This is a genomic window from Agrobacterium sp. M50-1 (assembly GCF_049843495.1).
GTDB lineage: Bacteria > Pseudomonadota > Alphaproteobacteria > Rhizobiales > Rhizobiaceae > Agrobacterium > Agrobacterium radiobacter.
This window is the reverse complement of sequence record NZ_JBBHZH010000002.1, coordinates 568675-592825: the sequence shown is the minus strand read 5'-3', so window position 1 is coordinate 592825 and position 24151 is coordinate 568675. Positions and strand designations below refer to the sequence as shown.

Sequence of the window (24151 nt, the reverse complement as noted above, 5' to 3'; positions counted from 1 at the left end):
AGTCCTGACGTTTGGCGGGGGCGCGGGTCTTTACATCCGCGCCCCCCGCATTTATTTGAGCAACGAGTTTCAATGAAGGTGAAGAACCAGCGAAATGCGCAATGAAATCGTGAACGTAGTCGACGAAATCAAGCAGGCCATAAGCCTGCTGAGGAGGCATCTTTGACTGGGACCAGGCGATAAGACGACTGGACTGGTTGAATAACAAGGCAGAGGACCCGACCCTCTGGAACGATGCCACTGAGGCCCAGAAGCTGATGCGCGAACGCCAGCAGCTGGATGACAGCATCAACGGCGTCAAGGCGCTGGAGCAGCAGCTCCGCGACAATATCGAGCTGATCGAACTCGGCGAGATGGAAGGCGATAACGAAATCGTCAAGGACGCCGAAGACGCGCTGAAGGCTCTTAAGAGCGAGGCGAACCGCCGCCAGGTGGAAGCCATGCTTTCAGGCGAGGCCGATGGCAACGACACATATGTCGAAGTGCATTCCGGCGCCGGCGGCACCGAAAGCCAGGACTGGGCGAACATGCTTCTGCGCATGTATACCCGCTGGGCCGACCGCGAAGGTTTCAAGGTCGAGGTTCTCGAAGTTCACGACGGCGAAGAAGCCGGCATCAAGTCCGCGACGATCCTCGTCAAGGGCCACAATGCATTCGGCTGGATGAAAACGGAATCGGGCGTGCACCGCCTCGTTCGTATTTCGCCCTATGACAGCAATGCGCGTCGCCACACATCGTTCTCTTCCGTCTGGGTTTACCCCGTCGTCGACGATTCGATCCAGATCGACATCAATGAGAGCGATTGCCGTATCGATACCTATCGTTCGTCCGGCGCGGGCGGCCAGCACGTCAACACGACAGACTCGGCCGTGCGTATCACGCATATTCCGACCGGTATTGCCGTTGCCTGCCAGCAGGAGCGCTCCCAGCACAAGAACCGCGCCAAGGCGTGGGACATGCTGCGCGCCCGCCTCTACGAGGTGGAACTCCAGAAGCGGGAAGAGGCGGCAAACGCCCAGGCGGCCTCCAAGACTGATATCGGCTGGGGCCACCAGATCCGTTCCTACGTTCTGCAGCCTTACCAGCTGGTCAAGGATCTGCGCACCGGCGTGGAAAGTACAGCACCCGGCAACGTGCTGGACGGCGACCTGAACGAATTCATGGAAGCCGCACTCGCTCACCGCATCAGCGGCGGCGCGGATGTGGAAGTCTCGGATATCGATTAAGGCGTCCGGCGCGTCGACTGGAAAATTGCCCCTCGCAAACCCATTGCGAGGGGTTTTTCGTTGGAGGACTAGCATGAAACAGGCGCTCTATATCGTCGACGTCCAGCCGAGCTTCAATCCGCCGGCTGCGCTGGTGGCGGAGATATCCGCACTCGCCCTGACAATGCCCAGCATCGCCACCGTCGAGCGTCATGATGAAAGTGTGACACCCTTCGAGCGACAACTCGGCTGGAAACCGGGCAGGGATGACGAGTCGCTCGTTGCGGCGGATCGCATATTCATCAAACACGGTTATGCGCCGCCCCGGGAGGTCATCGACTATCTTCTGTCGCTGAAACCCGACAGGGTGCTGGTCTGCGGCATTCAGGCTGATACCTGCGTGCTGGCCGCTGGTTTTGCTCTTTTTGATGCGGGGCTGCATCCCACTCTGTTGCCGTGGCTGACGGTGGGCTCCAGTCTCGACCGCAGTGGCGAACTCGGTGCGAGATTATGGAAGCATCATTTCGGAGCGGTTCTTGCCGGACCGGAGGCACTGGAAGCATAATCTTGCCCGGTCGCGCATGGGGCCGATCAGTTCGAGGCCTTCTCGATCTTCATCTCGCCCAGCTTGTCGATCAGGATCGTCCAGCTTTCCGCTTCCTTGCTCATCGGGTCCGTCTTCAGATAAACGGTCACGAACAGGCCGGGCGAGGCGGGCGCGCCATTCGAGCTTTCAGGACGAATATCCGTGACATAGGATTTCATCTGGCTGAATTCTTCCAGCTCGATATTTTCGAGGAGATTCGGCCCATCGGCGGTAAAGACGATGCGCTGCAGGTAGATCTTCGCCGTGCCGTCGCCCTGGCGGATGGCGATGACCTTGTAATAACCGCGTGTGGGCGAGGCAGGCGGCGGCCGCAGCTGTCCGTCAGGGCCCTTCACCGGCTCAAGATTCCGATCTTCCCACATGCCGCTGCTGACGACGAAGATTGCCGAAACCGGCAAGGCGTCGATCGCTTCCGTCTGCGCCCGCGCGGGAAGGACAGCGGCGGCGAAAAGGAAGGCGGCGAGGATAGGTCTTGTCAGTTGCATGGCCATTATCGATTGTGGGCGTCAATTGTTGAACTGTTCGGCGAGAACCCGGTCCGACCATGAACGATCCGGATCCGAGAGAATCCTTGCCGTCCGGTCCTGCGATTGTGCAATCCGAACATGACGAACGGATTTCACCTCGGTGTGGTCGGCCACCGCGTTCACCGGGCGCTTGTCGCGTTCGAGAACATGAATATCGACCGTCACCTTATTCGGCAAAAGCGCGCCGCGCCAGCGTCGCGGCCGGAAAGCACTGACGGGGGTCAGCGCCAGAAGCGGTGATTCCAGCGGCAGGATCGGTCCATGGGCGGAGAAATTGTAGGCTGTCGAACCAGCCGGGGTCGCCACCATCATGCCGTCGCAGATCAGCTCTTCCAGCCGCACCTTGCCATCCACCTCGACACGAAGCTTGGCGGCCTGATGGGACTGGCGAAACAGGCTGACCTCGTTCATGGCGAGGGCGGTAAACTCGTCGCCGTCGGAATCCGTCGTCGTCATGCGCAGGGGGTGAAAATCATTGCCGCTCGCCACCGCTATGCGCTCGAGCAGGCCCTCCACCCGGTAGTCATTCATCAGGAATCCGACAGACCCGCGGTTCATGCCATAGACACGCTTGCCGGAATTCATCGTCTCGTTGAGAATCTGCAGCATGAAGCCATCGCCGCCGAGTGCAACGATCACCTCCGCCTCTGCAAACGGCGTATCGCCGTAAATGCCTTTCAGCTCTTTCAGCGCCGTCTGCGCCTCCTCTGTTGCGGAGGCGACGAAGGACAGTGAATAGGTAGAATGCGACATTCGCTTCCCTCGACAACGGCGCAGACCGGGCCGGTCCGAGCAAGGCACTGTAACCTGTTGAAGCGGCTTGAAATCTTTAAACCTCGACAATGAGGTGGATAACATGCCGCCAGACGCACCCTTGGTACATGAAGACGGCGGCTGGCGACAAGGCCTTTCGCAGGCGCAGGCGTTCCCTGGCGGCGGGCCGCACCGCTCCGGTCCACAGCTTCTTGATTTGCGCCCACCGACAAGGGTTGCGATGCGGGACGGCCTGATGCAGTTTGCCAAGGCAGCCGGAATGACGAGTGGCAGGAGACGGATGTGACGCTGAATTACGATATCTATGACGTCTTTACCGAGACGAAGATGGCGGGAAATCCGCTGGCGGTCATGTATGACGCCGATGATCTTCCCCAAGGCACGATGCAGGCGATTGCGCGGGAAATGAACCTCTCCGAGACGGTTTTCGTCAACCGCTCCACCAACCCGGCGCATGCGGCTTCGCTACGCATCTTCACACCGTCAGGCGAATTGCCTTTCGCAGGCCATCCGACGGTGGGCGCCGCGGTCGCCATCGCCGAGCGAAATCGCGGCGAAGGCGATGACGACATCGATATGGTCTGCGTGCTGGAGGAGAAGGTGGGGCCGGTGCGCTGCGCGGTGAAGATGCGCGCGGGAGCCGTCAGCTTCGCGGAATTCGACCTGCCGCGCAAATCATCCCGAGTTGACCTGCCGCTCGACCACACCGCGCTTGCCGATGCGCTCGGCGTCAGCGAAGGACATCTCGGCTTTGAGAATCATGTGCCGTCCATCTGGACGGCCGGCGTGCCGTTCCTGCTCGTACCGCTGCACAATATCGCCGCGATCAGGGACATGGATTTCGACGCCAATCTTTGGCTGCGCACCGCGCCGCTGGTCGAGGGACGCCTGGCGGCGGCCTATATCTACTGTCGCGGCGGCGTCAATCACGCGGCAAAGTTCCACGCCCGCATGTTCTCCCCGGATATGGGCATTTCGGAAGACCCCGCAACCGGTTCCGCCGCCGCCGCCCTGTCTGGCGCGATCCAGCATTTCGACGGGTTGACGGACGGCCATCATCCGCTCCTGATAGAGCAGGGCGTGGAGATGGAAAGACCGTCCCACATCCATCTGCGCATGGACATCAAGGACAACGAAATAGCCCGGGCGCGCATCGGCGGTCACGCGGTGCGTGTGGCGTCGGGAACGTTCGAGATTTGACTTCAGTGTAACCCGGTCAGCGCACGTCGCCGAAGAGCGACAAAGCCGCAGGCAACGCCAAAAGAAAAACCCCGGTCGTGAGACCGGGGTTTTGTCATTTCAGCGCCAATCAGATCAGTTGAACCGACCCGCCGCATGGGCAAGCATCGTATAGACCTTGCCGGTATCGGAGGTGAGGTAGGACTGGGTGACTGTCCGGTCGCGATCCGTGCGGGCCACATCGGCGAGCAGCTTTTCGAAATCGGTGATGTAGCGGTCCACGGCGGTGCGGAATTCGGCTTCCCGCTCGTATTTGCGCTTGATCTCGTCAAAGGTCGTCTGACCCTTCAGCGTGTAGAGGCGACGGGTGAAGACGTCGCGCTCGCCGCGCTGGTAGCGGCGCCACAGTTCCACCGATGCATCGTGATCGATGGCGCGGGCGATATCGACCGAAAGCGAATTCAGTGATTCCACCATGTGGCGCGGATTGCGGGTGTCGGCCGCACGGGTCGGCTGCTGCTCGGCGCTGGCGCGTGGTGTGGACGCCGCTGGCGTCTCCTGTGATGCACCGCGCAGCAGGTCGCTTATCCAGCCGCCACCTTCTTCCCGGCGTCCGGCCGGGTTGGTTGCGACCGGCTGGGTCGGCGCAGGAGCCTGACGGTTTTCGACCTGGCGGTTTTCAAGCGGCAGGGTGCCACGCAGGGCCGGTGCGGGGGCAGGCTGCTGCGGCTGTGCCGGGCGCTGCTGTTGCACCGGAGCCGCTGCTGCCGGCTGCGGACGGGCCTCGACGCGGCGTTCTGCTGCAGGCTGGGTCGCGGCAATCGCACGGGCGACCGGCTCGGACACTTCCATCTGGTGGGTCGAACGACCGACAAGGTGGGAAATATCCTGCAGGGCCTTGATCTGCTCGGAAACGGCGCGGCGCATGGCGGCAGCGCTTTCCTTGGCTTCTTCCGGCAGGTCGAAGGCACCGCGCTTCAGTTCGGCGCGTGTCGCATCCAGCTCGCGGCGGATGTCGTGGCTGGAGCGGCGGATTTCGTCCGTTGCGCCGGCAAAGCGGCTGACGGCTTCCTCGACGGCCTGACGCAGCGTTTCCTTGAGGTTGGCGGCGGCGGCATTCGATTTTTCCGAGGCACTGCCCAGAAGATTGTCGACTTCCGAAAGCGAGGATTCAACACCGCCGCGCAGGCGGTTTACCAGCTCGTCGGAGTATTTCTGCGCGTCGGAGAGCGTGCTTTCGATCGAGCGGCTGGCATCCTGACCGGCGGAGAGCAGGGCGCCCCGCATGGTCTGCGCCGCCGAGCGGGCGCGCTGCTCGGTTTCGTCGAGCGAGCGGCCAATATCGGAGAAGGACGCCTGCAGATTGTCACGCAGATTGCCGGCCACGTTCTGTGAACGCTCTTCGGCTTCGTTGAGCGTGGTTTCCACGACGCCAACGACGTTGCGCATGGCGCTTTCGATTTCCTCGGAGCGCTTGACGAGGCCGACGGACAGGCTGCGCAGAGCGTCCTGGCGTTCTTCCAGCGTGCCGACGAGGCTCGACTGTGCGGCATTGAGCAGTTCCGACGCCTGGCTCAGCACCTTCGAATGCTCCTCGAAGCGTCCGACGATACCGGCAACCTGCGCCAGCGTCTGGCCGGAAATATTCGACAGGCGGTCGATCTTTCCTTCGAGCAGACGGCTGGAGCTGGAGACCATGTCGGCGGCCTGCGAGGCGGATTCGGAGAAGCGGGTCGCCGAGGCGTTCAATGCCTCATCTGCCGCGCCGAAGCCCTGTGCGGCGCGCTCGACGGCGGAATTGAAGTTGGTTGCCGACTGTTCAACGATCTCGGCCATGCTGTTATGGGTCTGCGACAGCATGTCCGTGCTCTGGCGGGTGGCGGCGACCAGCTTGTTGGCGGCATCGCTGCCGGCGCGGGCATATTTGTCGATGCCCTGTTCGACGGCGTCCGCCATCGCAGTATGGGTCTCGGACAGCATATCCGTGCTCTGACGGGTGGCTGCGACCAGCTTGCCCGCCGCATCCGTTCCGGCAGCGGCGTAGTCGCTGATCGCCTGTTCCACCATGCCGACCATGCCGCTGTTGCTCTGCGAGAGAAGCTCGGCGCTCTGCTGGGCGGCGGAAACGATCTTCTCGGCGGCTTCGCGGCCGATGGTGGCATATTCGTCGACGACAGGCTTGGCTTTCTCTTCGATCAGGCGAGACAACTCCGCAGAGCGGCTGGCCAGCATCGAATTGAGTTCGCGGGTGCGGTTGTCCAGCGCCGAGCGGATGGATTCGCCGCGCGCGTCGAGGGCGGATTCGACACCCGTCAGCGTCTCGGAAATGACGCCGACCTGAGAGCGGACGACGGCTTCAGCCTCGGCAACCTTGTTGACGATGATGTTGCCCGCTTCGGAGAAGGTCTGGGCCACGGCGGCGGCCTGGCCGGAGAGACGGGTCTGCGCATCAGAAATGCGGTTGACGATCTCGCCGGAGCGCTCTTCGATGGCCTTGGTGAAGGCTTCGTTCTGCGCCTGTACCTGTTCCGCGAACTCCGAACCGGATTTCGAGAGCAGGGCGGAGGAGCGTGCCGCTTCATCGCCGATGCTCTGGGTAGCTGACGTGACCGCACCGCGCAGGCTGACAGCGAGGTCGCTCGCCTTGCCTTCAATGGTGCGGTTGACGTTTTCGAGGCCGATCGTCAGCGCCCGGTCCATGGTGCCGAGGCGCTCATCAATGCGGGCCGTTCCGTTATCGAAGGTTTCCGCCAGACGGCTGGTGCGGCTTTCGAACGTGTCTGCGACGCGCGTGGTCTGCTCGTCCAGAATGCCGGTGATGCGCTCGGCGGCCTCGTCGCTCGTGCGGGCGAACACGGCCGTCTTGTCTTCCAGCGCTTCGGCAAAGCGGCGGCCGGCATCCTCGATCGAGGTGTTCACATTGGCCAGATCGCCACCGACGCGTGCCTGCAGCGTATCGAGCGAAGTTTCGATACGTGCGCCGGTCTCGTCGAGACGGGTTGTGACATTGCCGATAGAGGTTTCGATGCGGTTGGAGAGGGCGTCGGTGGCCCCGCCGATTTCGCGGGCTGCTTCGCCGATCTTGACGGCGATATCGACGGCGCTGTTGCGAAGACGTTCTTCCAGCGTCGCGGCACTGCCGTCGATTGCCTTCTGCAGCGTATCCTGCTGGGTTTCGAGCGACAGTTCAAGCATGCTGGCGCTGGAGGCGACAGTGGTGCCGATCATCATCGCCTGCTCGGAAAGCATGTCGCCCATCTGCGTCGTGGCGGAGCTGAGCGTCGCAGCAAGGTCCGCCTGGCGCTGGTCGAGCGCCGTGCGAATATCCTCATGCGATTGCGAGAGGTTGGTTTCGAGGCGCGACACGCCTTCTTCCACCGTCTGGGCAAAACGGGCGCTGCCGTCTTCAACGACGCTTTCGATGCGATTGGCCGCACCCGAGACGCTCTGCTCGATCAGGCCGCTATTGCGCTCCAGCGAACCGGCAATGCGCTCGGCCTGCGAGCCGAGCATGGTTTCGAGCCGCTCGTGACCGCTGGCAAGCGCGTTTTCAAGCGTGAATGCGGTGGATTCGAGACGCTGGCCGACACCGGCCGCCGCAAGCGAAAGCGACGATGCTCTGGCATCCATGGCCTCGGCTATACGCTCCTCGACACCCGAAATCGTCATGTCCAGCGCAAGGGTGCGGCTGTCCAACGCATCCGCGATGCGTTCTTCCGCGCCTGCCACGATGCCGGAAAGGGCGGCGGTACGGCTGTCCAGTGCGCCGGCGATGCGGTCTTCCACACCGGAAACGGCGTTCTGCAGGGCTGTGGTGCGACCATCGAGAATATCGGTGATCTTTTCCTCTACGCCGGAGAAGCTCATGTCGAGCGCCATGGTGCGGCTGTCGAGAACATCGGTGATCCGCTCTTCGGCGTCGGAAACGACGGTCTTCAGCGAATCCGTGCGGCTGTCGAGTGCGCCGGCGATGCGGGTCTCGGCCCCTGCCACCAGATCGCCAAGAGCCGCGGTGCGCGTATCGAGCGCTTCGGTGATTTTCTCTTCGGCGCCGGAGAATGCCATGTCGAGCGCCATGGTACGGCTGTCGAGCGCATCGGCGATGCGTTCTTCAGCACCGGAGACCACGGCGTTGAGCGCGGCGGTGCGGCCATCCAGCGTTTCCGCGATACGGGTTTCAGCACCGGCGACCACGTCGCCGAAGGTGGCCGTGCGGCTGTCGAGCGCGCCGGCGATTTTCTCTTCAGCGCTCGCCACAATGCCGGTGAGGGCGGAGGTGCGGCTGTCGAGCGTCTCGGACAGTCTTTCCTCGACATTGGCGAAGGTCATGTCGAGCGACAGCGTGCGGCTGTCCATCGTGTCGGCGATGCGTTCCTCGACGCCGGAAATGGCGCTGGAAAGAGCGGCTGTGCGGCCGTCAAGCGTATCGGCGATACGGCTTTCCGCACCGGCAACGACGTCGTGCAGGGCAGCCGTGCGGCTTTCCAGCGTATCGGAGATACGGTCCTCGATGCCGGAAACCGCGCCGGTGATGGCGGCAGCCCGGGTTTCGAGCGTTTCCGAAAGGCGGCGCTCGACATCGGCAACGACACTGTTGATCGCGGCGGCGCGTTCGTCCAGCATGGCGGCAAGGCGTTCGGCCGTGCCGGAGACGGAGCCGGTAATCGCCATCGAACGGCTGGCGAGTGCCTCGTCGAAACGGTTCTGGCTGGCTGAGAGCGCGCCGAACAGGGCGTTGCTGCGTTCCGACAGCACGGCGTCGATCTTCTCATGCGAATTGGCGAAGGCGTCGGTGATTTCGGCGGTGCGCTGGCCGATCGCGTCGCTGAAGGCCTGTGTTCGGATTTCAAGCGCGCTTTCCAGCATTTCCTGACCCGTGCCCAGCGCAGTTGCCAGCGCCAGCGACTGATCGGTCATGGTGGTGCCGATACGCTCCAGACCGGCGCTCAGCATGGTGTCGAGCGCTTCGGAGCCGCCGGCAACGGTTTCGTTGATGCGGGCGAGACTTTCCATCAGCTTGCTGTCGAGGGTGCCGGCGCGCTGGTCGAAGGCGCTGGCGAATTGCGCCACATGCACGTCGAAGGCCGAGTTGACCTGGCCTACCGTCGCCTGCATGCGCTCCTCGTAGAGGCCGGAGCGAAGATCGAGATCCATGATCGCATCGTCGGCCGTGCTCTGCAGGCTCTGGCGGAAGGAGAGGCCTTTTTCTTCAAGCGTCGTGGACAGCTTGTCGAGAACCGTATCGAGCGAACCGCCGATGACCTGCTGACCGCGTTCGATATTGCGGTTGAGTTCGAGTGTACGGTTGGACAGCGTCTCGTTGAGCTGGCGGGTGCGTTCCTCAAGCGCGCTGTTGAGGCTTTCCACGCCGCTATCCAGCGTCGAAGCATGGATCGCGAAACGCTCCAGCAGTACTTCACCGCGCTCGTCCAGCGTCGAGGTGAGGTTATGCAGGCGCATGTCGAATTCGTTGGAGATCGTCGAGCCGGAGGAGTTCAGCGCCTGGAGCAGGTTTTCGGTCTTGGCGGCGATCAAGCTGCCCATCGCTTCGGTCGAGGCGCGCGATTTTTCGAGCAGCGCGGCAGAACGCGTATCGATCATCGAGGCGAAAGCCTCGCCGGTCGTGGCGATCCGCATCGAAAGCTCTTCGCCGACGATGGAAAGTTCTTCCTTGATCTGTTCCTGTGCGCCGACGATGGAGGAGCGGATGCGCTCGGCGTGATTGACAATGGCGTCACGCTCGGCGGTCAGTTCCTGCACGAGGCTGCGCACGCGCAGTTCATTGTCGGCATAGCTGCGCTCAAGCGCATTGACTTCCGAATGGACGAGGGTTTCGAGTTCCGTCGCGCGGGCAATGGTGCGCTCGATGCCGTCATTCATGGCCGAGACTTCGCGGCGCACCGCCTGACCAACGGACATGATGCGGTCGGACGCTACCGTTTCGGGCTCGGCAAGACGAAGGGCGACTTCGGCCATGGAGCGGGCGGCGTTCCGCAGATCGCGGGCACGCGCCATCATGATCGCGAAGGCGAAGAACAGCATGATGGGAACAAGGATGCCGACGACGATTGCCATCAGGCCGGGGATAGCGGTGAGATCAGCCAGCGAGGCGATGTTCCAGAGCGCGTTGCCATAGAGAAGATGTGCGATACCAAGGCCGCCGAGCGCCCAGATGACCGACATGATCGTGGCGTTGCGCAGCGCGCCGCCGATGGAGCCGCCTTCCAGCGATTTCAGGATCATGGCCGGGCTGCGCTTGGAGCCGTCATTGGCCGCTTCGAGATTGGGCGATCTGGGTGTCTGTTCGGCAGGCGCGCGCGCGGCCTCGGGAGCAGGGGTCTGTCTGCTTGCTTCCTTCAATCTGGCCTCCGGCTGCTTCGGCGCTGCAGTTTTCCGCGTCTCCGGCTTTTCTTCGAAAGCGCCAAGCTGCAGGGCATCTTCCAATGCCTGAAATGCAGTCTCGTCGACAGAGTCGCTGATCTTGTTATTCGCCATGCGGTTACGCCTCGTTACACATACGCCCGGCTTCATGCCGTTGACCACTTGCGATCCGCAAGCAGACTGCCGCCATCATGCCAGCGGAACATTATCCCTTTAAAAGAGAACAATTCCGCCATTTACCAAATCCCGAATTGCTGGTGGTCCAGCTTTCGGGCGAAATTACATCACTGTGCCGCAATAACAAAGCTTGAGCTTAAGCCCTGCGGGAACGGCAGTACCGTAGTGACACATTTAGGTATTCGAAACAATTAATGCGGATTTGCGGCGGTGGCGAAGTGTCGGCTTTTTAACAGTTTTTAAACCTGAGTTTCACGCTGAACGCCTTGTTTCGCATAAGTTTAACATAAATTAACCATAGCAGAAGATTTTCGCCTGCGTCACGCCGTAATTTAAGCCGATAGCAGCCGCCCGGATGCGTGAATACGACACAGATGTGACACGAAACAGGAAACGGTGAGACAGGATTTCAGCCATGGCAGCGGTCAGTATTGTTTTCGAAGCTCCCGATAATTGCGGCGGCGCGCCTGCCACCGGTAAAAAACCGATCGATTTCGATCATCTCGCCCGGCAGACGATGGGCGACAAGGATCTGGAGGTCGAGGTGCTGCAACTTTTCAGCCGCAACGCCCGCGCCGCCCTGCATGAAATGGCGGGCGCGGACGACAAGACCGTCATGGCGACGGCACACCGTCTGAAGGGGTCGGCGCAGGCCGTCGGCGCATCCGCCGTTTCCGCAGCCGCGGCAGCAGTGGAAGACAAGGGCAATGACAGCGCGGCGATCGCAAAACTTGCCGCAACCATTGTCGAGGCTGAAAATTTCATCCTCAAGCTCTGCCGCTGAGACGTAATTCATCAAATTTGCCATTTTACACGGCCGGTTGCGTCTATGCGCCCTCGAAGCGGGTTGCCAAGGCGGAGCGGCCTTTCTATGTGTTTAGAACAGTTCTTAGATCACATTTTGGATTTCCGGCATGACAAAACTGACCATCGTTGCCTTTGACGGCACGCCCCATGAACTCGACGTGAGCAACGGCTCCACCGTCATGGAGAACGCGGTACGCAACTCCGTTCCTGGCATTGATGCGGAATGCGGCGGCGCCTGTGCCTGTGCGACCTGTCATGTCTATGTCGACGACGCCTGGGCCGAGCGCGTCGGCGGACCGGAGCCGATGGAAGAGGACATGCTGGACTTCGCCTTCGACGTTCGCCCCACCTCGCGGCTCTCCTGTCAGATCAAGATGAATGACGAGCTTGATGGTCTCGTTGTTCATGTTCCCGAGCGTCAGGGCTGAATCTTCGGTTTTGCCTCAAACAGAAAAAGCCCCGCTCACCTGGTAGCGGGGAGCGGGGCGAGGCGGGTACGCAGCATGCAGGCGAGGGAGGAAACACCTGCGAGCCCTCAAGTGCGCACCGGGAGAACCGGAGACGGTTGCAACCGCCGGACCCGCCTTGGGCCGCAACCATTTCAAACCGTATGAACAAGCTACAATGAGTCTTGCCGGCCGCACCACGGCGAGAATTCACGGGTGATATAGGACATGACGTTACGTCATGTCCGAGATTTTCCCCGAGATTCCGGAAGGTACGGCCAATGGCCGTCAGCGGCGGTTCTGGCCCTGCTCGAGCCGGTTTTTCAAAAGCCGGGTCATGCGGGCGTCGAAGTTTTTCGATTCCACGACGTCGAAGCGCATCTGATCCCGATCATGCTCGTCCATCACTGTCTGGGTGATCTTGCCGACCATCTCCTGCAATGTTTCGCAGCTTTTCTGCGGCCGAAGCGAGGTCAGCTGTCTTTCAAGCGAACGGGCATGGGTGCGGGCGATTTCCGCATGGCGCTCCTCGTGGCGCTTGATATCGGCAAGCAGCGTATCCCAGATGAAGGCTAGTTCCGCCGTGGTGCGGCGGCGGTTTTTCCATTGCGGCAGGAGGATGCGGGTGTTCAGCACCACTTTGGCGGTTCCGACGCTGCAAAGGCCGTTTTTCTCCACATAGGTGAGCTCGCCGCCGAATTTGATTTCGGTAGCACCCGGATGACGCGCGCCGGTATTGCGGGTCAGCGGTCCGTGCTTGGAAAGCTGCTGGTCGAGGTCGGCCGCCGTTTTGCCGCTAATCGAAAAATAGGAATAGGTCTTGCGGACGATGGTGTCGGAAAATGCCGATCCGGGTAGGGAAAGTGCCATTGCGCCCGCCAAAGCGACGCAGAGAGCACGTGATGATTTAGTCATGACCCGGCCTTCCGGTTGAACTTCAAAAAGGTTTGCTGCATAGGCGGAGCGGAACTTATAAGAATTGGCATAACACTCCGTTATTCCCGAAAGGCGCGTGTTACGTGATAACAGCCGGCAGCAACGCGTGGCAAGCGGCCCATGGTCGCTCCCTGAAACTTGATGGGCGTGGCCGTATTATGGCCATCGTCAATGCAACGCCTGATTCCTTTTCCGATGGCGGCCGTTATCTCGCCGTCGATTCGGCTTTTTCCCATGCGCTGACCTGCGTGGAAGAGGGCGCTGACATCATCGATATCGGCGGCGAATCCACGCGGCCGGGTGCGGCCGCGGTGACGGAAGCCGAGGAACAGGACCGGGTGCTGCCCGTCATCGAGAAATTGCGCCGCGAAACCGATGTGCTGATTTCAGTCGATACCTACCGCGCCTCGACGGCGCGGCTGGCGATTGGAGCGGGCGCACATATCGTCAATGACGTCTTCGGTCTGCAGAAGGACATGGAAATGGCCGGCGTGGTTGCCGCCACCCGCGCCGGCGTCTGCATCATGCATACCGGCCGCGACCGGCAGAAGCTTGCCGATGTGATCGCGGACCAGTTCGAATTCCTCAATCGCTCGCTCGAGATCGCCGAGGATGCGGGTATTGCCCGCGACGCCGTCGTGCTCGATCCCGGCTTTGGTTTTGCCAAGGATGAGCGGGAAAATGTCGAACTGATGGCCCGTTTCGCCGAGCTTGCCGCTTTCGGCCTGCCGGTTCTCGCCGGCACGTCGCGCAAGCGTTTCATCGGGTCGCTGACGGGCCGGGATGTGGCCGCAGAACGCGATATCGGAACGGCTGCGACCACCGCGATCCTGAGGTTGGCGGGTGCTTCGATTTTTCGCGTGCATAATGTCACCGCGACCCGTGATGCCCTGGCAATCGCCGATGCGGTTCTTGCCAAAACGTCGGCAAAGGCCGATGCGTAGATCAATGAGTGCCGGAATGCCGCGCCCCGAAGAAGGCGCGGCTTGTCGGCGAAACAGTCCTGCCATGGAGGCGATGCGATGAGCCGCTATACCATCATCCTGAAAAACTGTTCTTTCTTCGCCCGTCATGGTCTTCTTGAGCAGGAAGAGGTGCTGGGCCAGCGCTTTTTCGTCGATGCCGAGATGGAAGTCGAGGCGGGTGATGCGTTGGAAACCGACGATATTGAAAATACCGTCGATTACGGCGTGGCCTTTGCCGTCATCGAAAAAATCGTCGTCGGGCAGCGCCGTTACCTCATCGAGGCGCTGGCGAACGATATCGCCAAGGCGCTGCGTGCCCGTTATCCGCAGATCGTCTGGCTCAGGATCACGGTGCGCAAACCCTCCGCACCCGTTCCCGGCATTCTTGATTATGCACAGGTGAGCGTTGAACACCGTGCCTGAGAAGAGGACCGTCGCCGCATTGGGCCTTGGCGGCAATATCGGCGATCCCGCCGCCGCCATGGCAAGGGCGCTCCGTGAACTCGATGTACACGAGGATTGCCGCGTGCTGGCCGTTTCCGGGCTCTATCGCACGCCGCCCTGGGGCAAGACGGATCAGGCGGATTTCTTCAATTGCTGCGCTTTGGTCGAAACCTCGCTTTCAGCGCCCGCGCTCCTGCAATTATGCCTTGATATCGAAAAGGGCATGAAGCGGGTGCGAACGGAGCGCTGGGGCCCGCGTACCATCGATATTGATGTGCTTACCTATGGGAATGAGTCTCTCGTAACGGAGAGCATTGAAGTGCCGCATCCGCGCATGACGGAACGCGCTTTCGTGCTGATGCCGCTCGCCGATATCGCGCCCGATCTCGAAGTCAGGGGCAAGGCCGTCAGGGATTGGCTGCAGCAGGCGGACAAAACAGGCATTGTCAGCGCAAATGAAAAGCGGGAGTGGTGGACACTCCCGCTTGGTGATGGCTGATAAGAGTATGGCGTTTACGGCTTGATCGAGCCGACGGCGATCTGATCAATATCGCGCGCCAGCGTCACGCCGATGACCGGGATCATCTGGTCGGCGACCTTGACGGAAATGGTGATGTTCATCGAATTGTCCTTGGATACGCGGGCGACCATGGCGCCGTTGAGCTTGGCGCGGTTGATGCCGACGACGACCTTGTCACCGCTCACCTGTCCGGAGGTGATGTCCAGTCCCTTGCCTTCGGCGCCGTCGAGGAACTTGCCCTCGTAGCTGTTGCCCTTCTGGCTGATGACGGCCGACATGGGCTGGCTGAAGACGCCGACGCGGCAGGTGCCGCCGAGCTTGATACCGGTCTGCTTGTCGTCGAGCGGTTCACCCGTCAGGTCACAGGTGAATTTGGTGCCCTTGTATTTGCCGGCAACGATTTCGCCCGGACCTTTCCAGACACCGGCCACTGAGCGGAAGAAAACGTCGTCGCGATCGCGCGATGCGGCATGGACGTCAGACATGCCGAAACCGCCGCTGACGGACAATATGGCGGCAAGCCCGCCCACAAGCGAAAAGAAGCGCGAATACATGATACTTTCCCCGGCGAAGAAGCCTGTTCGATAGGCTGCAATCTACCGGCGAAATGGTTAATGCTTGGTTTATTTTGCTCTCATTTGCGGTGTCGTCCGTAACCTTTTGAACCGTCAATGCCCAGTAGATCAGGCTTTCTCACCGGTTTTCCCGCCGCTTAAATCGGGGGTGAGGTCGGACATGAAATCGCCGATCCCCGGACGCTTCACGGCCCTGAACGGTAGCGGACGGCACAGATCCATCGCCGCAATGCCGATTCGCGCCGTCATCAGCCCGTTGATGACGCCTTCGCCGAGACGAGCGGAGAGTTTCGAGGCAAGGCCATGGCCGAGAACCTGCTGAGCAAGCCCGTCACCAACGGCAATCGATCCCGTGACGGCAAGGTGCGCGACGACATCCCGTAGAAGCTTGAGCATGCCGAGCGTGCCGGGGCGGCCGCCATAAAGCTCCGCCATGGCGCGCACCAGCCGCGTGACTTCAAACAGCACATAAGCGAGATCGACCACAGCGCGTGGGCTGACGGCGGTGACGACGGAGACGCGCTTGGAAGAGTTGAGAATTAGTGCCCGGGCTTGCCGGTCGAGCGGAACGAGCAGCTCGCGTTCGGCAAGCTCGATCAGATGCGGGCCATCGATGACATCACTTTCCGTTTCCTTCAGCGCCGCACGCCCTTTGGCCGTTTCGGCCCGGTGGGAGAGGACGGCATTGAGGCGCGTGACGATGGCGCGGGCGGGTTTCGAGCTCTTGTCGAGACTCGCTGTTTCAGCGTCCGCCTTGAGAGACTGCACGGCATTGAGCCGCATGATGCCGAAGACTTCGCGGCCGACGAGGGCGAGAACTGCAAAAAGCGCCACGATGAGGGCGATTGTCGCGGTATAACCCAGCCAGTCGGAGCGGGAGAAGAGATTGCGGATAAGCTGATCCGCCCACAGCCCGAAGGCAAGCGAGAACAGGACGCCCAATGCACCGAGCGCGAGCTTGCCGAAGGAGAAGCGGCTTTTCTTCGGCGTCGCCACCGGCAGCGCATTGGCATCTATGCCCTCGGGCGCCAGAAACGGATCGTCTTCGTCCGCCGTCAGCGAAACCTCGGCGTCGAAGCTGCGCGGCGCGCGCTTCTGTGTGGCGGACGGCCGCGTCGTTTCCTCGGTCTCAAGCGTGAAAGCCGCGGGGCGGCGTGTCTGCGGATCGTTTTGTGTGGGAGCCTTCATGCGAGCTTGTCTCCGAACAGGAACTGCATGGCGCGATCGAGCCTGATATGGGGAACGGAAAGCCGGATGCCGCCGCTACCCGGCTCATCTATGTTGGGCGGGCGGAAGCGCACGACATTGACATCGGGCAGCGATGCCTTGTCGCCATCCCTATCGAGGCTGCGAAACAGCGGTTCCGGATCCTCGGGCAGGTCGCCGGGAAAGATCGCCGTCTTGCGATTGCCGTCAAAGGTCTCGCCATTGATGGTTTCACCCGCCATCGGCGTGCCGACGATGACCGGCAGGTCGTGGCCGTCCTGGCGCACGCTTGCCTCACGGGTGGCGCGCACGGAAGCCAGCGCCATGACCTCGATGCCGGCGCCGTTCATGCCGATGGTGGTGATGGCGCGGTCCACCAGACGGCGGGTCAGCCGCTCCAGCCGGTCATGGCTTTCATGATGCAGATGGTCGGCCTTGGTGGCTGCAATCAGCACCTTGTCGATTCGCCTGCCGATCAACGACGACAGCAGGCTGTTGGTGCCGGGGCGGAAACAGGCAAGCACGTCGCCGAGCGCCCGCTCCAGATCCTGCACGGCTTCCGGGCCGCGATTGACGGCCTGCAGCGTGTCGATCAGGACGATCTGCCGGTCGAGGCGGGCGAAATGCTCGCGGAAGAAGGGTTTGACCACGATCGACTTATAAGCGTCGTAGCGCCGTTCCATCATGGCGCGCAGCGAGCCCTTCGGCGCTTTCTCGTCGGTCAGGCCCGGAAGCGGCGCGAAGGTCAGCGCGGGCGACCCTTCCAGATCGCCGGGCATCAGGAAACGGCCGGGCGGCAAAGTGGAAAGCGATCTTTCGTCGGATTTGCAGGCTTTCAGATAGGCTGCGAAACTTTCGGCCAGACGGCGCGCCGTCATTTCGTCGGCAGGCGCATTGATATCGAGCGAAGAGGCGATCGCCAGCCATTCCTGCGCCAGTTCGGCACGGACGCCGCTTCCGGCAAGAGCGACGGTCGCATCGCTGAACTGTTTGTAATCCTGCGACAGAAGCGGCAGGTCGAGCAGCCATTCACCGGGGTAATCGACAATATCGATGGAAAGCTTGCCGGCGGAGAACCACCGGCCCCAGCCGCTGGCGCTCTGGTAATCCAGCGTGATCCTGAGTTCCGAGATCGCCCGCGTCGAATCCGGCCACAGCCTGTCGCGCACCAGCGCCTGAATATGATCCTCATATTGAAAACGGGGAATGGCGTCGTCCGGCTGCGGTTCGAGACGCACATTCGAGACGCGCCCGGACCGCATCGCCTCGAACAGCGGCAATCGCCCGCCATTCAAAAGATTATGGACCAGGGACGAGATGAAAACCGTCTTTCCCGCCCGCGAAAGGCCGGTGACGCCAAGCCGCAATGTCGGATGGGTGAGGTTGCTCGCACGGTCGGCCAGATTATCGAAAGCGATCAGCGCGCTGTCTGTCAGGGACGTAAGAGAAGGCGACAATGGCAGTTTCCTGGCTGTGTTTAACGGTCACCGCTGCAATATAGGGAGCTGCGGCTGCCCAAAAAAGAAGCGCTCCAGCGGATTTTCAGAAGGGCGGCTTTGCAAAATTCTTATGAAAGGCCGGAGCGATTATTTGCCCGGTGCGAGGAAATCGACCAGCCGCCAGCGATTTTTACCGTTTGCGGCGTTGTCATCATGGTCGAGAACTGCAAGGCCCGATGTCGGAAAGCCCGAGGGGAGGGCGGCATGCAGCAGGTCCTCGCCGATCATCGCCTCCAGCGTCGCCTCCATGGTGGGGTTGTGACCCACCAGCATCACAGACTGCACCTCCGTCTGAGCGGCGATAAGCGACAGATAGGTCTCGCTGCGCGCATTATACATCTCATCGACGTAGAAGATGTCTATGCCTTCGTTGAAGGCCCGTTGCCAGGCCTGCGTGGTCTGCCGGCAGCGCGCGGCTGTGGATGACAGAAGCAGATCGGGGCGGTAATGCCGGTCGGCGGCAAGGTCGGCGATGACCTCCGCCTCGGCAAAACCGGCTTCGTTCAATCCCCGATCGAAATCCCGTTCCCCAGGCGCCGCCCAGGCGGCCTTGGCGTGGCGCAGAAGATAAACTCGGCTCGGGGAAGATGCTGTCAAGGGCGGGGACCGGCGTTCGAATGTCAGGGCACGAGTTGAATGCTACAGGATAGGGTTGCAGGACCGCAAGTCCTCTTTCCTGTTGGTAAGTCGCGTTGAAGTGATTGAAGAAGAGTTCGCTTCAATACGAATAAAGAATAAAAATTAGTCATTTAGATGATTTTTGTGTCAGTTTTAAAAATGCCTGAAAACTGATCTGCAGACTTGAATCGGCCACTATCATTGGAGTATACACCGCCGCATTGAGATGTTCTTCGAGGAGAATCGCGTTGAGTGAGAAGATCGATCTTAGCAAATATGTGCTCTCGGAAGACGATGAGTTCATGAATGCCAGCCAGCGGGCATACTTCCGCGCGAAGTTGGTCGCCTGGAAAAATGACATCCTTAGAGAAGCGCGCGAGACCCTCGGACATCTCGCTGAAGAAAGCGCCAACCACCCCGATCTCGCTGATCGGGCCTCTTCCGAAACGGACCGGGCGATCGAACTTCGCGCCCGCGATCGTCAGCGCAAGCTGATTTCAAAGATCGATGCAGCCCTTCAGCGGATTGAAGACGGCACTTACGGTTACTGTGAGGAAACGGGCGAGCCTATCGGCCTCAAGCGTCTGGACGCCCGCCCGATTGCAACGCTCTCCATCGAGGCGCAGGAGCGTCACGAGCGTCGCGAAAAAGTCTACCGCGACGAATAAGGCGCTGCGGCAAGCAGGCCTTCAAATCGCAGACAAATAAAAAGGGCACGGAATTCGCTTCCGTGCCCTTTTCTGTTCCGAACTTCTGGTCGCAAGACCCGCGCCCGTCAGCGGTCACGGGTCACGGAAAGTTCTCCGAAGATACGCGCCATTTCCTTCTGCATGTCTCCATCCGGTGAAGCGCCGGTGACAGGCGGGGAGGCGGGCTGGGTCTTGGCCTGCTTTTCCGCGACAGTGGCAACGGACGGCTCGTTATCCGCCTCCTTGCTCTTGGCGATTTCCGCCTCAAGGAAGCTCTCGAAATCGCTGGCGAGCTCGTCGGAAAATTTTGGCTCGGCGTCGTTCGAAGCCACAGCCGGATTTTCAGGCTTGGGCGGAAACGGTGCGGGGGGCGTCGCCTGTCCCGGCTTCAGGTCGGGAAGAACGCGCTCCCGGGCAGCGTCGAGAAAATCGGCGGCGACGGATTGGTCGATCATCGGCTCGCGTGCAGCAAAAACCGGCGGGGCGAATTCCGCGGTCCGTTCTTCCGCCTTTGCCTGTACGGGCGTCTGTTCCGGGATCGGCGGTGCAACGGGTGCTGGAGCCGGCACGACAGGTTCGGCGCGCCTGGGTTCCGTCCGGGCTGCGGCCATGTCAAGCGATGCCGCCGCTATGGGCAAGACGGCAGCAGCCGGGGCCGCAACCGGTATTGGCGGCGGCGTGGGCCGAACTGTCTCCCGCTCGGGCGCGGCCTGTCTTGCTGACGGAACGGGTTCGCGCGCCGTTAAGGGCGTGGAGACGGGTTGCGGCGGGGTTGATGGTCGTGGCGGAACCTGAGCGGCTGCTGCTGCAACGGGTGCGGCACGCGGGGCGGGTGCCGGCGGCTCCGGCCGTTGTGGTTGTCTTGCGGGTTCTTCACGTATGGAAACGGGGGTTGCAGCGGCAACGGGCTGCTGCTGCGGCAGGGCGGGGCGACGTTCCTGCTGGATCGCCGGCTCGGCTCTCTTCTGCTCGCTTTCCTGGCGCGGCAGCGCCTTCAGTTCCGGCTCCTGCACATCCCTGACGATTGGGATAGCGCCTATGCCGCTTTCGATGACGATATCCGTCGGGCCGCCGATCATGACCAGATGCTCGACATTGTCGCGGCGCACCAGCACCAGACGGCGGCGCGCATCCACGGCCGTTGCGTCGAGGACCTGCAGACGCGGCTGCCGGTTGCGGCCGCCCCGAATGAAAGGGGCCGAACCGCTGCGTCTGCGCAGAAGCCACAGCGCAATCGCCAGAATGAGCAGGGCCACGCCCACACCAACAACGGCGACGATGAGACGGTTTCCATAGGTGCCGATAAAATCTTCCATCATGGAGATCATCCCTTCAGATTTTCTGGCTTTTTAATTTCTTGGGCAATTAATATTGCCGTGGTTCTTATAATGTGAACATCAAGCAGGAAAAGACGATTTTTTTAGGCGTGACACAAGGTTTATTCATTTCGCCCCACAGGATTGCCGCCTCAAACGTAAAGACGCCACCAAAGCGCCTCATCTCGTCCTTCAATGCTGAGAGGCAGTGAAAGTTGCAATTCTTTTGCCAAAGGAGCGGTTCTGAATGTTCCAAGCATTGCGCATTGACGGCTCCCTTGCCCGGCGTTTCATGGTTGTTTTGCTGCTATCGCTTTTCGCGTCGCCGCATTCGATCGTGAGGGCCGAAGACAAGGCACCGGATCCCTCAGCGACCATGGCGGAGTTCGTGCGCGATAATCCCTCCTGCCTCGACTTCACTGACGGATGCTCGGTTTGTACCGTCGCTGACGGCAAGATCGTCTGTTCCGCGCCACGCATCCAATGTCAGGTGAGGGAGCTGACCTGTACCAGACAGTAGTCTCTCAGTGCTTTTATACACCTTTCAGGCCGTTTTCGCTGTGCGTTTTTAAGCCTTTGTGCCCTGGCGGAGCTTTTTGCCGGTCAAGCGAGTTGCTACAAGAAATTCTGCTGCCCGATTCCGTCAAGGAAATAAGGCTGACCGAATGACGACCTGCACGACTGCGAGGCCAAGATGACACGGGTGTGCGAGACAAGCGACAACGACCTTCCGCTAGTGGACAGGCGTGCCCGTTCCGGCACGGTGCTGCGCATTCTTCTCCTGGCGCTGGTTCTGATCGCGGCTGCCGCCGCCTTCGTCTATTTCAAGGATTCTCTCGAAAACGAAATCGTGCTCGGCATTCTCGGCGTGCTGGCGATGATGGGCATCTTTTTTCTGGTGTCGTCGATCATCGGTTTCATCGAGGTCATGCCGCAGTCGCAATCCGACGGGCTTGCCCGGCGCTTCCTGTCGGCTCACCCCGAAGGCACCCTGATTACCGACGCCAAGGGGCATATGGTTTACGCCAACGCCACCTATTGCCGGATGAGCGGCACCACGAAGGCGAGCGATATCCAGAGCCTCGAGACGCTTCTGTCGCGCAGCCGGGAATCCACCGAAGCGCTTTACCGGCTCATCAACGTGCTGCGCGAAGGCCGAGACGGTTACGAAGAATTCCGGCTGCTGAAACCGCTGGGCGAGGATTCCAATGCGGGGCCGCACTGGTATCGGCTGAAAGGGCGGGTGCTGAAGGATGCCGGCGGCGAGGGGCTGCATGTCTTCCAGATCGCCGATATCACGCCGGAACGCGAGGATCAGGAGCGCTTTTTCCGCGAATTGCAGAATGCCATCGATTACCTCGATCATGCGCCGGCCGGTTTCTTTTCCGCCGGGCGCAAGGGCGAAATCGTTTATCTGAACGCCACCCTGTCCGAATGGCTCGGCATCGATCTCGCGCAGTTTTCACCCGGTTCGATGACCGTTTCCGACATCGTCGCCGGCGAAGGCATGGCGCTGATTGAATCCGTCCATCCGCAGGGCTCGGCAAAGCGCACCGAAATCCTTGATCTCGACATGCGCCGGGTCAACGGCCAGAGCATGCCGGCCCGCCTCGTGCATCAGGTCACCGCCAAGGACGGCGCGCCAGGCGAGAGCCGGACCATCGTTCTGATGCGCCCGAAGGGGCAGGAGGATACCGAATCGTCCTCCGCCATGCGCTTCACGCGTTTCTTCAACAACACGCCGATGGCGATTGCCTCGCTTGATGGCGAAGGCCGCATTCTGCGCATCAACGCGCCCTTCCTCAAGCTGTTCTCCGGCGTCGTTGGACGTGACGATATCGATCGCGGCATAGCACTCGAAACCATCATCCACGACAACGAGAAGCCGCGTCTGGAGCAGGCGCTGGCCGAAGCCAAGGACCGTCAGGGCGACATCGCCCCGTTCGATTCCCGCCATCCGAGCGACGAGGGCAGGCATTTCCGTTTCTATGTCAACGCTGTCATCGATCAGGATGACGAGGCGCCGGAAGAAGTGGCGATCGTTTATGCCATAGAGGTGACCGAGCAGAAGGCGCTCGAAACCCAGATGGCGCAGACGCAGAAGATGAATGCTGTAGGCACTCTGGCGGGCGGTATCGCTCACGACTTCAACAACGTGCTGACCGCCATCCTCCTGTCGTCCGACCATCTGCTGCTGCAGGCGCGGCCGGCCGATCCGAGTTTTGCCGACCTCATGGAGATCAAGCGCAACGCCAACCGCGCCGCCGTTTTGGTGCGCCAGCTTCTGGCATTCTCGCGCAAGCAGACCATGCGTCCGGCGATCCTCAACCTGACCGATGTGATCGGCGATCTGCGCATGCTGGTCGACCGGTTGATATCAGGCACCAATGTCAAGCTGGAGGTCGATTACGGCCGTGATCTGTGGCCGGTGAAGACCGACCTGTCGCAGTTCGAGCAGGTGCTCATCAATCTCTGCGTTAATGCGCGTGACGCCATGCCAGACGGCGGCAAGATCACCATCAGAACGCGGAACGTCGACGCGAAAGAGATCGCGGCGTTTGGCCGTCCGGAATTCCCGGCCGAAGACATGGTCATGGTGGAAGTGGCCGATAACGGCACGGGTATTCCGCCCGAGATCATGGACAAGATTTTCGAGCCTTTCTTCACCACCAAGGAAGTGGGCAAGGGCACGGGTCTTGGTCTCTCTATGGTCTATGGCATCGTCAAGCAATCGGGCGGTTACATCTATCCCGAATCGGAAGTGGGCAAGGGAACGGCTTTCCGTATCTACCTGCCTCGCCATGTGGTGGAAGCCGTTGCCGGCCAACAGCCCGGTCAGGCGGCTCTCGCCCCCGTGGCTGCGCCCGAACCCGTGAAGGAAGAGCCGCTGGACCTGACCGGCAACTCCGCCGTCGTGCTTCTGGTGGAAGACGAGGAGGCGGTGCGGCGAGGCGGCAAGCGCATGCTGGAAACCCGCGGCTACACCGTGCATGAGGCCGGCTCCGGCACCGAGGCGCTGGAGGTGATGGAGGAACTGGAAGGGAAGGTCGATATCGTCGTTTCCGACGTCGTGATGCCGGAAATGGATGGTCCGTCGCTGCTGCGAGAGTTGCGCAAGTCCTATCCCGACCTGAAATTCATCTTCGTTTCGGGTTATGCCGAGGATGCCTTCGCGAAAAACCTGCCGGCAGACGCCAAGTTCGGCTTCCTGCCGAAACCGTTCTCGCTGAAGCAGCTCGCCATCGCCGTTCGCGAAATGCTTGACGACAAGGAGTAAGGC

The 24151-nt window shown here is 61.1% G+C and carries 20 protein-coding genes; 11 read left to right on the top strand and 9 right to left on the bottom strand.

Translation table 11 applies throughout. The features are described 5' to 3' along the window. Positions 1-94 precede the first annotated feature (94 nt). Together prfB and WDZ78_RS07015 are read left to right on the top strand one after the other, a co-directional pair. Positions 95-1226 (top strand): peptide chain release factor 2 gene (gene prfB / locus WDZ78_RS07020; RefSeq protein ID WP_425672646.1). Its coding sequence is split into 2 segments (ribosomal slippage): positions 95-163 and positions 165-1226, totalling 1131 coding nucleotides; the frame shifts between segments, so codons are not numbered across the junction. A 73-nt stretch (positions 1227-1299) separates the two neighbouring features. Further along, positions 1300-1770 carry a cysteine hydrolase family protein gene (locus WDZ78_RS07015; RefSeq protein WP_020012389.1) on the top strand — a complete coding sequence of 157 codons (471 nt, stop codon included), beginning with the start codon at positions 1300-1302 and terminating at the stop codon, positions 1768-1770. A 26-nt stretch (positions 1771-1796) separates the two neighbouring features. Here the strand turns inward: WDZ78_RS07015 and WDZ78_RS07010 are convergent, their stop codons facing one another. Next, positions 1797-2297, bottom strand: a complete 501-nt coding sequence (locus tag WDZ78_RS07010) for a hypothetical protein (RefSeq protein WP_425672645.1) — start codon at positions 2295-2297, stop codon at positions 1797-1799. Positions 2298-2318: 21 nt separating this feature from the next. Continuing rightward, positions 2319-3092, bottom strand: coding sequence for an NAD kinase (locus tag WDZ78_RS07005; protein WP_003502514.1), 774 nt, complete (start codon positions 3090-3092; stop codon positions 2319-2321). 303 nt (positions 3093-3395) lie between these two features. On the opposite strand from WDZ78_RS07005, the gene WDZ78_RS07000 reads away from it, so the two are divergent. Further along, on the top strand, positions 3396-4313 hold the full coding sequence (locus tag WDZ78_RS07000; protein ID WP_020012391.1) for a PhzF family phenazine biosynthesis protein: 918 nt from the start codon (positions 3396-3398) through the stop codon (positions 4311-4313). 114 nt (positions 4314-4427) lie between these two features. Here the strand turns inward: WDZ78_RS07000 and WDZ78_RS06995 are convergent, their stop codons facing one another. Next, the gene (locus tag WDZ78_RS06995) at positions 4428-10787 is read right to left on the bottom strand and encodes a hypothetical protein (protein ID WP_425672644.1); all 6360 of its coding nucleotides are present in this window, start codon (positions 10785-10787) and stop codon (positions 4428-4430) included. Between the two features lie 478 nt (positions 10788-11265). On the opposite strand from WDZ78_RS06995, the gene WDZ78_RS06990 reads away from it, so the two are divergent. Both WDZ78_RS06990 and WDZ78_RS06985 read left to right on the top strand, forming a co-directional pair. Beyond that, positions 11266-11634: an Hpt domain-containing protein gene (locus WDZ78_RS06990; protein ID WP_425672643.1), complete on the top strand. Its 369-nt coding sequence runs from the start codon at positions 11266-11268 to the stop codon at positions 11632-11634. Positions 11635-11764: 130 nt separating this feature from the next. Continuing rightward, positions 11765-12085 (top strand): 2Fe-2S iron-sulfur cluster-binding protein, encoded by a 321-nt coding sequence (locus WDZ78_RS06985; protein WP_060724125.1) that lies wholly within the window; start codon positions 11765-11767, stop codon positions 12083-12085. Between the two features lie 306 nt (positions 12086-12391). On the opposite strand, the gene WDZ78_RS06980 is transcribed toward WDZ78_RS06985, so the two are convergent. Continuing rightward, positions 12392-13018 carry a DUF922 domain-containing Zn-dependent protease gene (locus WDZ78_RS06980; protein ID WP_026364080.1) on the bottom strand — a complete coding sequence of 209 codons (627 nt, stop codon included), beginning with the start codon at positions 13016-13018 and terminating at the stop codon, positions 12392-12394. Between the two features lie 179 nt (positions 13019-13197). Here WDZ78_RS06980 and folP point away from each other — a divergent pair, with 179 nt between their 5' ends. The 3 genes from folP to folK all read left to right on the top strand — a co-directional run bounded on the left by folP (position 13198) and on the right by folK (position 14947). Then, complete coding sequence (gene folP / locus WDZ78_RS06975) at positions 13198-13983, top strand: dihydropteroate synthase (RefSeq protein WP_425672642.1); 786 nt, start codon at positions 13198-13200, stop codon at positions 13981-13983. Between the two features lie 78 nt (positions 13984-14061). Then, positions 14062-14427: a dihydroneopterin aldolase gene (folB, locus tag WDZ78_RS06970; RefSeq protein ID WP_003502532.1), complete on the top strand. Its 366-nt coding sequence runs from the start codon at positions 14062-14064 to the stop codon at positions 14425-14427. Beyond that, the gene (gene folK, locus WDZ78_RS06965) at positions 14411-14947 is read left to right on the top strand and encodes a 2-amino-4-hydroxy-6-hydroxymethyldihydropteridine diphosphokinase (RefSeq protein ID WP_425672641.1); all 537 of its coding nucleotides are present in this window, start codon (positions 14411-14413) and stop codon (positions 14945-14947) included. The genes folB and folK overlap by 17 nt, the downstream gene beginning before the upstream one ends. A 14-nt stretch (positions 14948-14961) precedes the next feature. On the opposite strand, the gene WDZ78_RS06960 is transcribed toward folK, so the two are convergent. The 4 genes from WDZ78_RS06960 to WDZ78_RS06945 all read right to left on the bottom strand — a co-directional run bounded on the left by WDZ78_RS06960 (position 14962) and on the right by WDZ78_RS06945 (position 18812). Beyond that, on the bottom strand, positions 14962-15522 hold the full coding sequence (locus WDZ78_RS06960) for a hypothetical protein (protein ID WP_020012398.1): 561 nt from the start codon (positions 15520-15522) through the stop codon (positions 14962-14964). A gap of 129 nt (positions 15523-15651) precedes the next feature. Beyond that, the gene (locus WDZ78_RS06955) at positions 15652-16731 is read right to left on the bottom strand and encodes a YcjF family protein (protein WP_020012399.1); all 1080 of its coding nucleotides are present in this window, start codon (positions 16729-16731) and stop codon (positions 15652-15654) included. Next, on the bottom strand, positions 16728-18206 hold the full coding sequence (locus tag WDZ78_RS06950; protein ID WP_020012400.1) for a YcjX family protein: 1479 nt from the start codon (positions 18204-18206) through the stop codon (positions 16728-16730). The genes WDZ78_RS06955 and WDZ78_RS06950 overlap by 4 nt, the downstream gene beginning before the upstream one ends. Before the next feature lie 129 nt (positions 18207-18335). Then, positions 18336-18812, bottom strand: coding sequence for a SixA phosphatase family protein (locus WDZ78_RS06945; protein WP_425672705.1), 477 nt, complete (start codon positions 18810-18812; stop codon positions 18336-18338). A 302-nt stretch (positions 18813-19114) separates the two neighbouring features. Here WDZ78_RS06945 and dksA point away from each other — a divergent pair, with 302 nt between their 5' ends. Then, complete coding sequence (gene dksA / locus WDZ78_RS06940; RefSeq protein ID WP_003496274.1) at positions 19115-19534, top strand: RNA polymerase-binding protein DksA; 420 nt, start codon at positions 19115-19117, stop codon at positions 19532-19534. Between the two features lie 107 nt (positions 19535-19641). Here dksA and WDZ78_RS06935 read toward each other — a convergent pair whose 3' ends face one another. Continuing rightward, entirely contained in the window at positions 19642-20883 is a 1242-nt protein-coding gene (locus WDZ78_RS06935; protein ID WP_425672640.1) for a flagellar biosynthetic protein FliO, read from the bottom strand. 235 nt (positions 20884-21118) lie between these two features. On the opposite strand from WDZ78_RS06935, the gene WDZ78_RS06930 reads away from it, so the two are divergent. Then, the gene (locus WDZ78_RS06930) at positions 21119-21391 is read left to right on the top strand and encodes a hypothetical protein (RefSeq protein WP_020012403.1); all 273 of its coding nucleotides are present in this window, start codon (positions 21119-21121) and stop codon (positions 21389-21391) included. Positions 21392-21565: 174 nt separating this feature from the next. After that, positions 21566-24148: a cell cycle histidine kinase CckA gene (cckA, locus tag WDZ78_RS06925; RefSeq protein ID WP_020012404.1), complete on the top strand. Its 2583-nt coding sequence runs from the start codon at positions 21566-21568 to the stop codon at positions 24146-24148. Positions 24149-24151: the final 3 nt, after the last annotated feature.

Bases quoted from the DNA above. Each gene is read 5' to 3' on its own strand.
- WDZ78_RS06930 (WP_020012403.1), top strand. From the start codon at position 21,119: ATGTTCCAAGCATTGCGCATTGACGGCTCCCTTGCCCGGCGTTTCATG.
- WDZ78_RS06935 (WP_425672640.1), bottom strand. From the start codon at position 20,883: ATGATCTCCATGATGGAAGATTTTATCGGCACCTATGGAAACCGTCTC.
- WDZ78_RS06955 (WP_020012399.1), bottom strand. From the start codon at position 16,731: ATGAAGGCTCCCACACAAAACGATCCGCAGACACGCCGCCCCGCGGCT.
- WDZ78_RS06995 (WP_425672644.1), bottom strand. From the start codon at position 10,787: ATGGCGAATAACAAGATCAGCGACTCTGTCGACGAGACTGCATTTCAG.
- WDZ78_RS06980 (WP_026364080.1), bottom strand. From the start codon at position 13,018: ATGACTAAATCATCACGTGCTCTCTGCGTCGCTTTGGCGGGCGCAATG.
- WDZ78_RS06990 (WP_425672643.1), top strand. From the start codon at position 11,266: ATGGCAGCGGTCAGTATTGTTTTCGAAGCTCCCGATAATTGCGGCGGC.
- WDZ78_RS07010 (WP_425672645.1), bottom strand. From the start codon at position 2,297: ATGCAACTGACAAGACCTATCCTCGCCGCCTTCCTTTTCGCCGCCGCT.
- WDZ78_RS06960 (WP_020012398.1), bottom strand. From the start codon at position 15,522: ATGTATTCGCGCTTCTTTTCGCTTGTGGGCGGGCTTGCCGCCATATTG.
- WDZ78_RS06985 (WP_060724125.1), top strand. From the start codon at position 11,765: ATGACAAAACTGACCATCGTTGCCTTTGACGGCACGCCCCATGAACTC.
- folP (WP_425672642.1), top strand. From the start codon at position 13,198: ATGGCCATCGTCAATGCAACGCCTGATTCCTTTTCCGATGGCGGCCGT.
- folB (WP_003502532.1), top strand. From the start codon at position 14,062: ATGAGCCGCTATACCATCATCCTGAAAAACTGTTCTTTCTTCGCCCGT.
- WDZ78_RS07015 (WP_020012389.1), top strand. From the start codon at position 1,300: ATGAAACAGGCGCTCTATATCGTCGACGTCCAGCCGAGCTTCAATCCG.
- cckA (WP_020012404.1), top strand. From the start codon at position 21,566: ATGACACGGGTGTGCGAGACAAGCGACAACGACCTTCCGCTAGTGGAC.
- WDZ78_RS07005 (WP_003502514.1), bottom strand. From the start codon at position 3,092: ATGTCGCATTCTACCTATTCACTGTCCTTCGTCGCCTCCGCAACAGAG.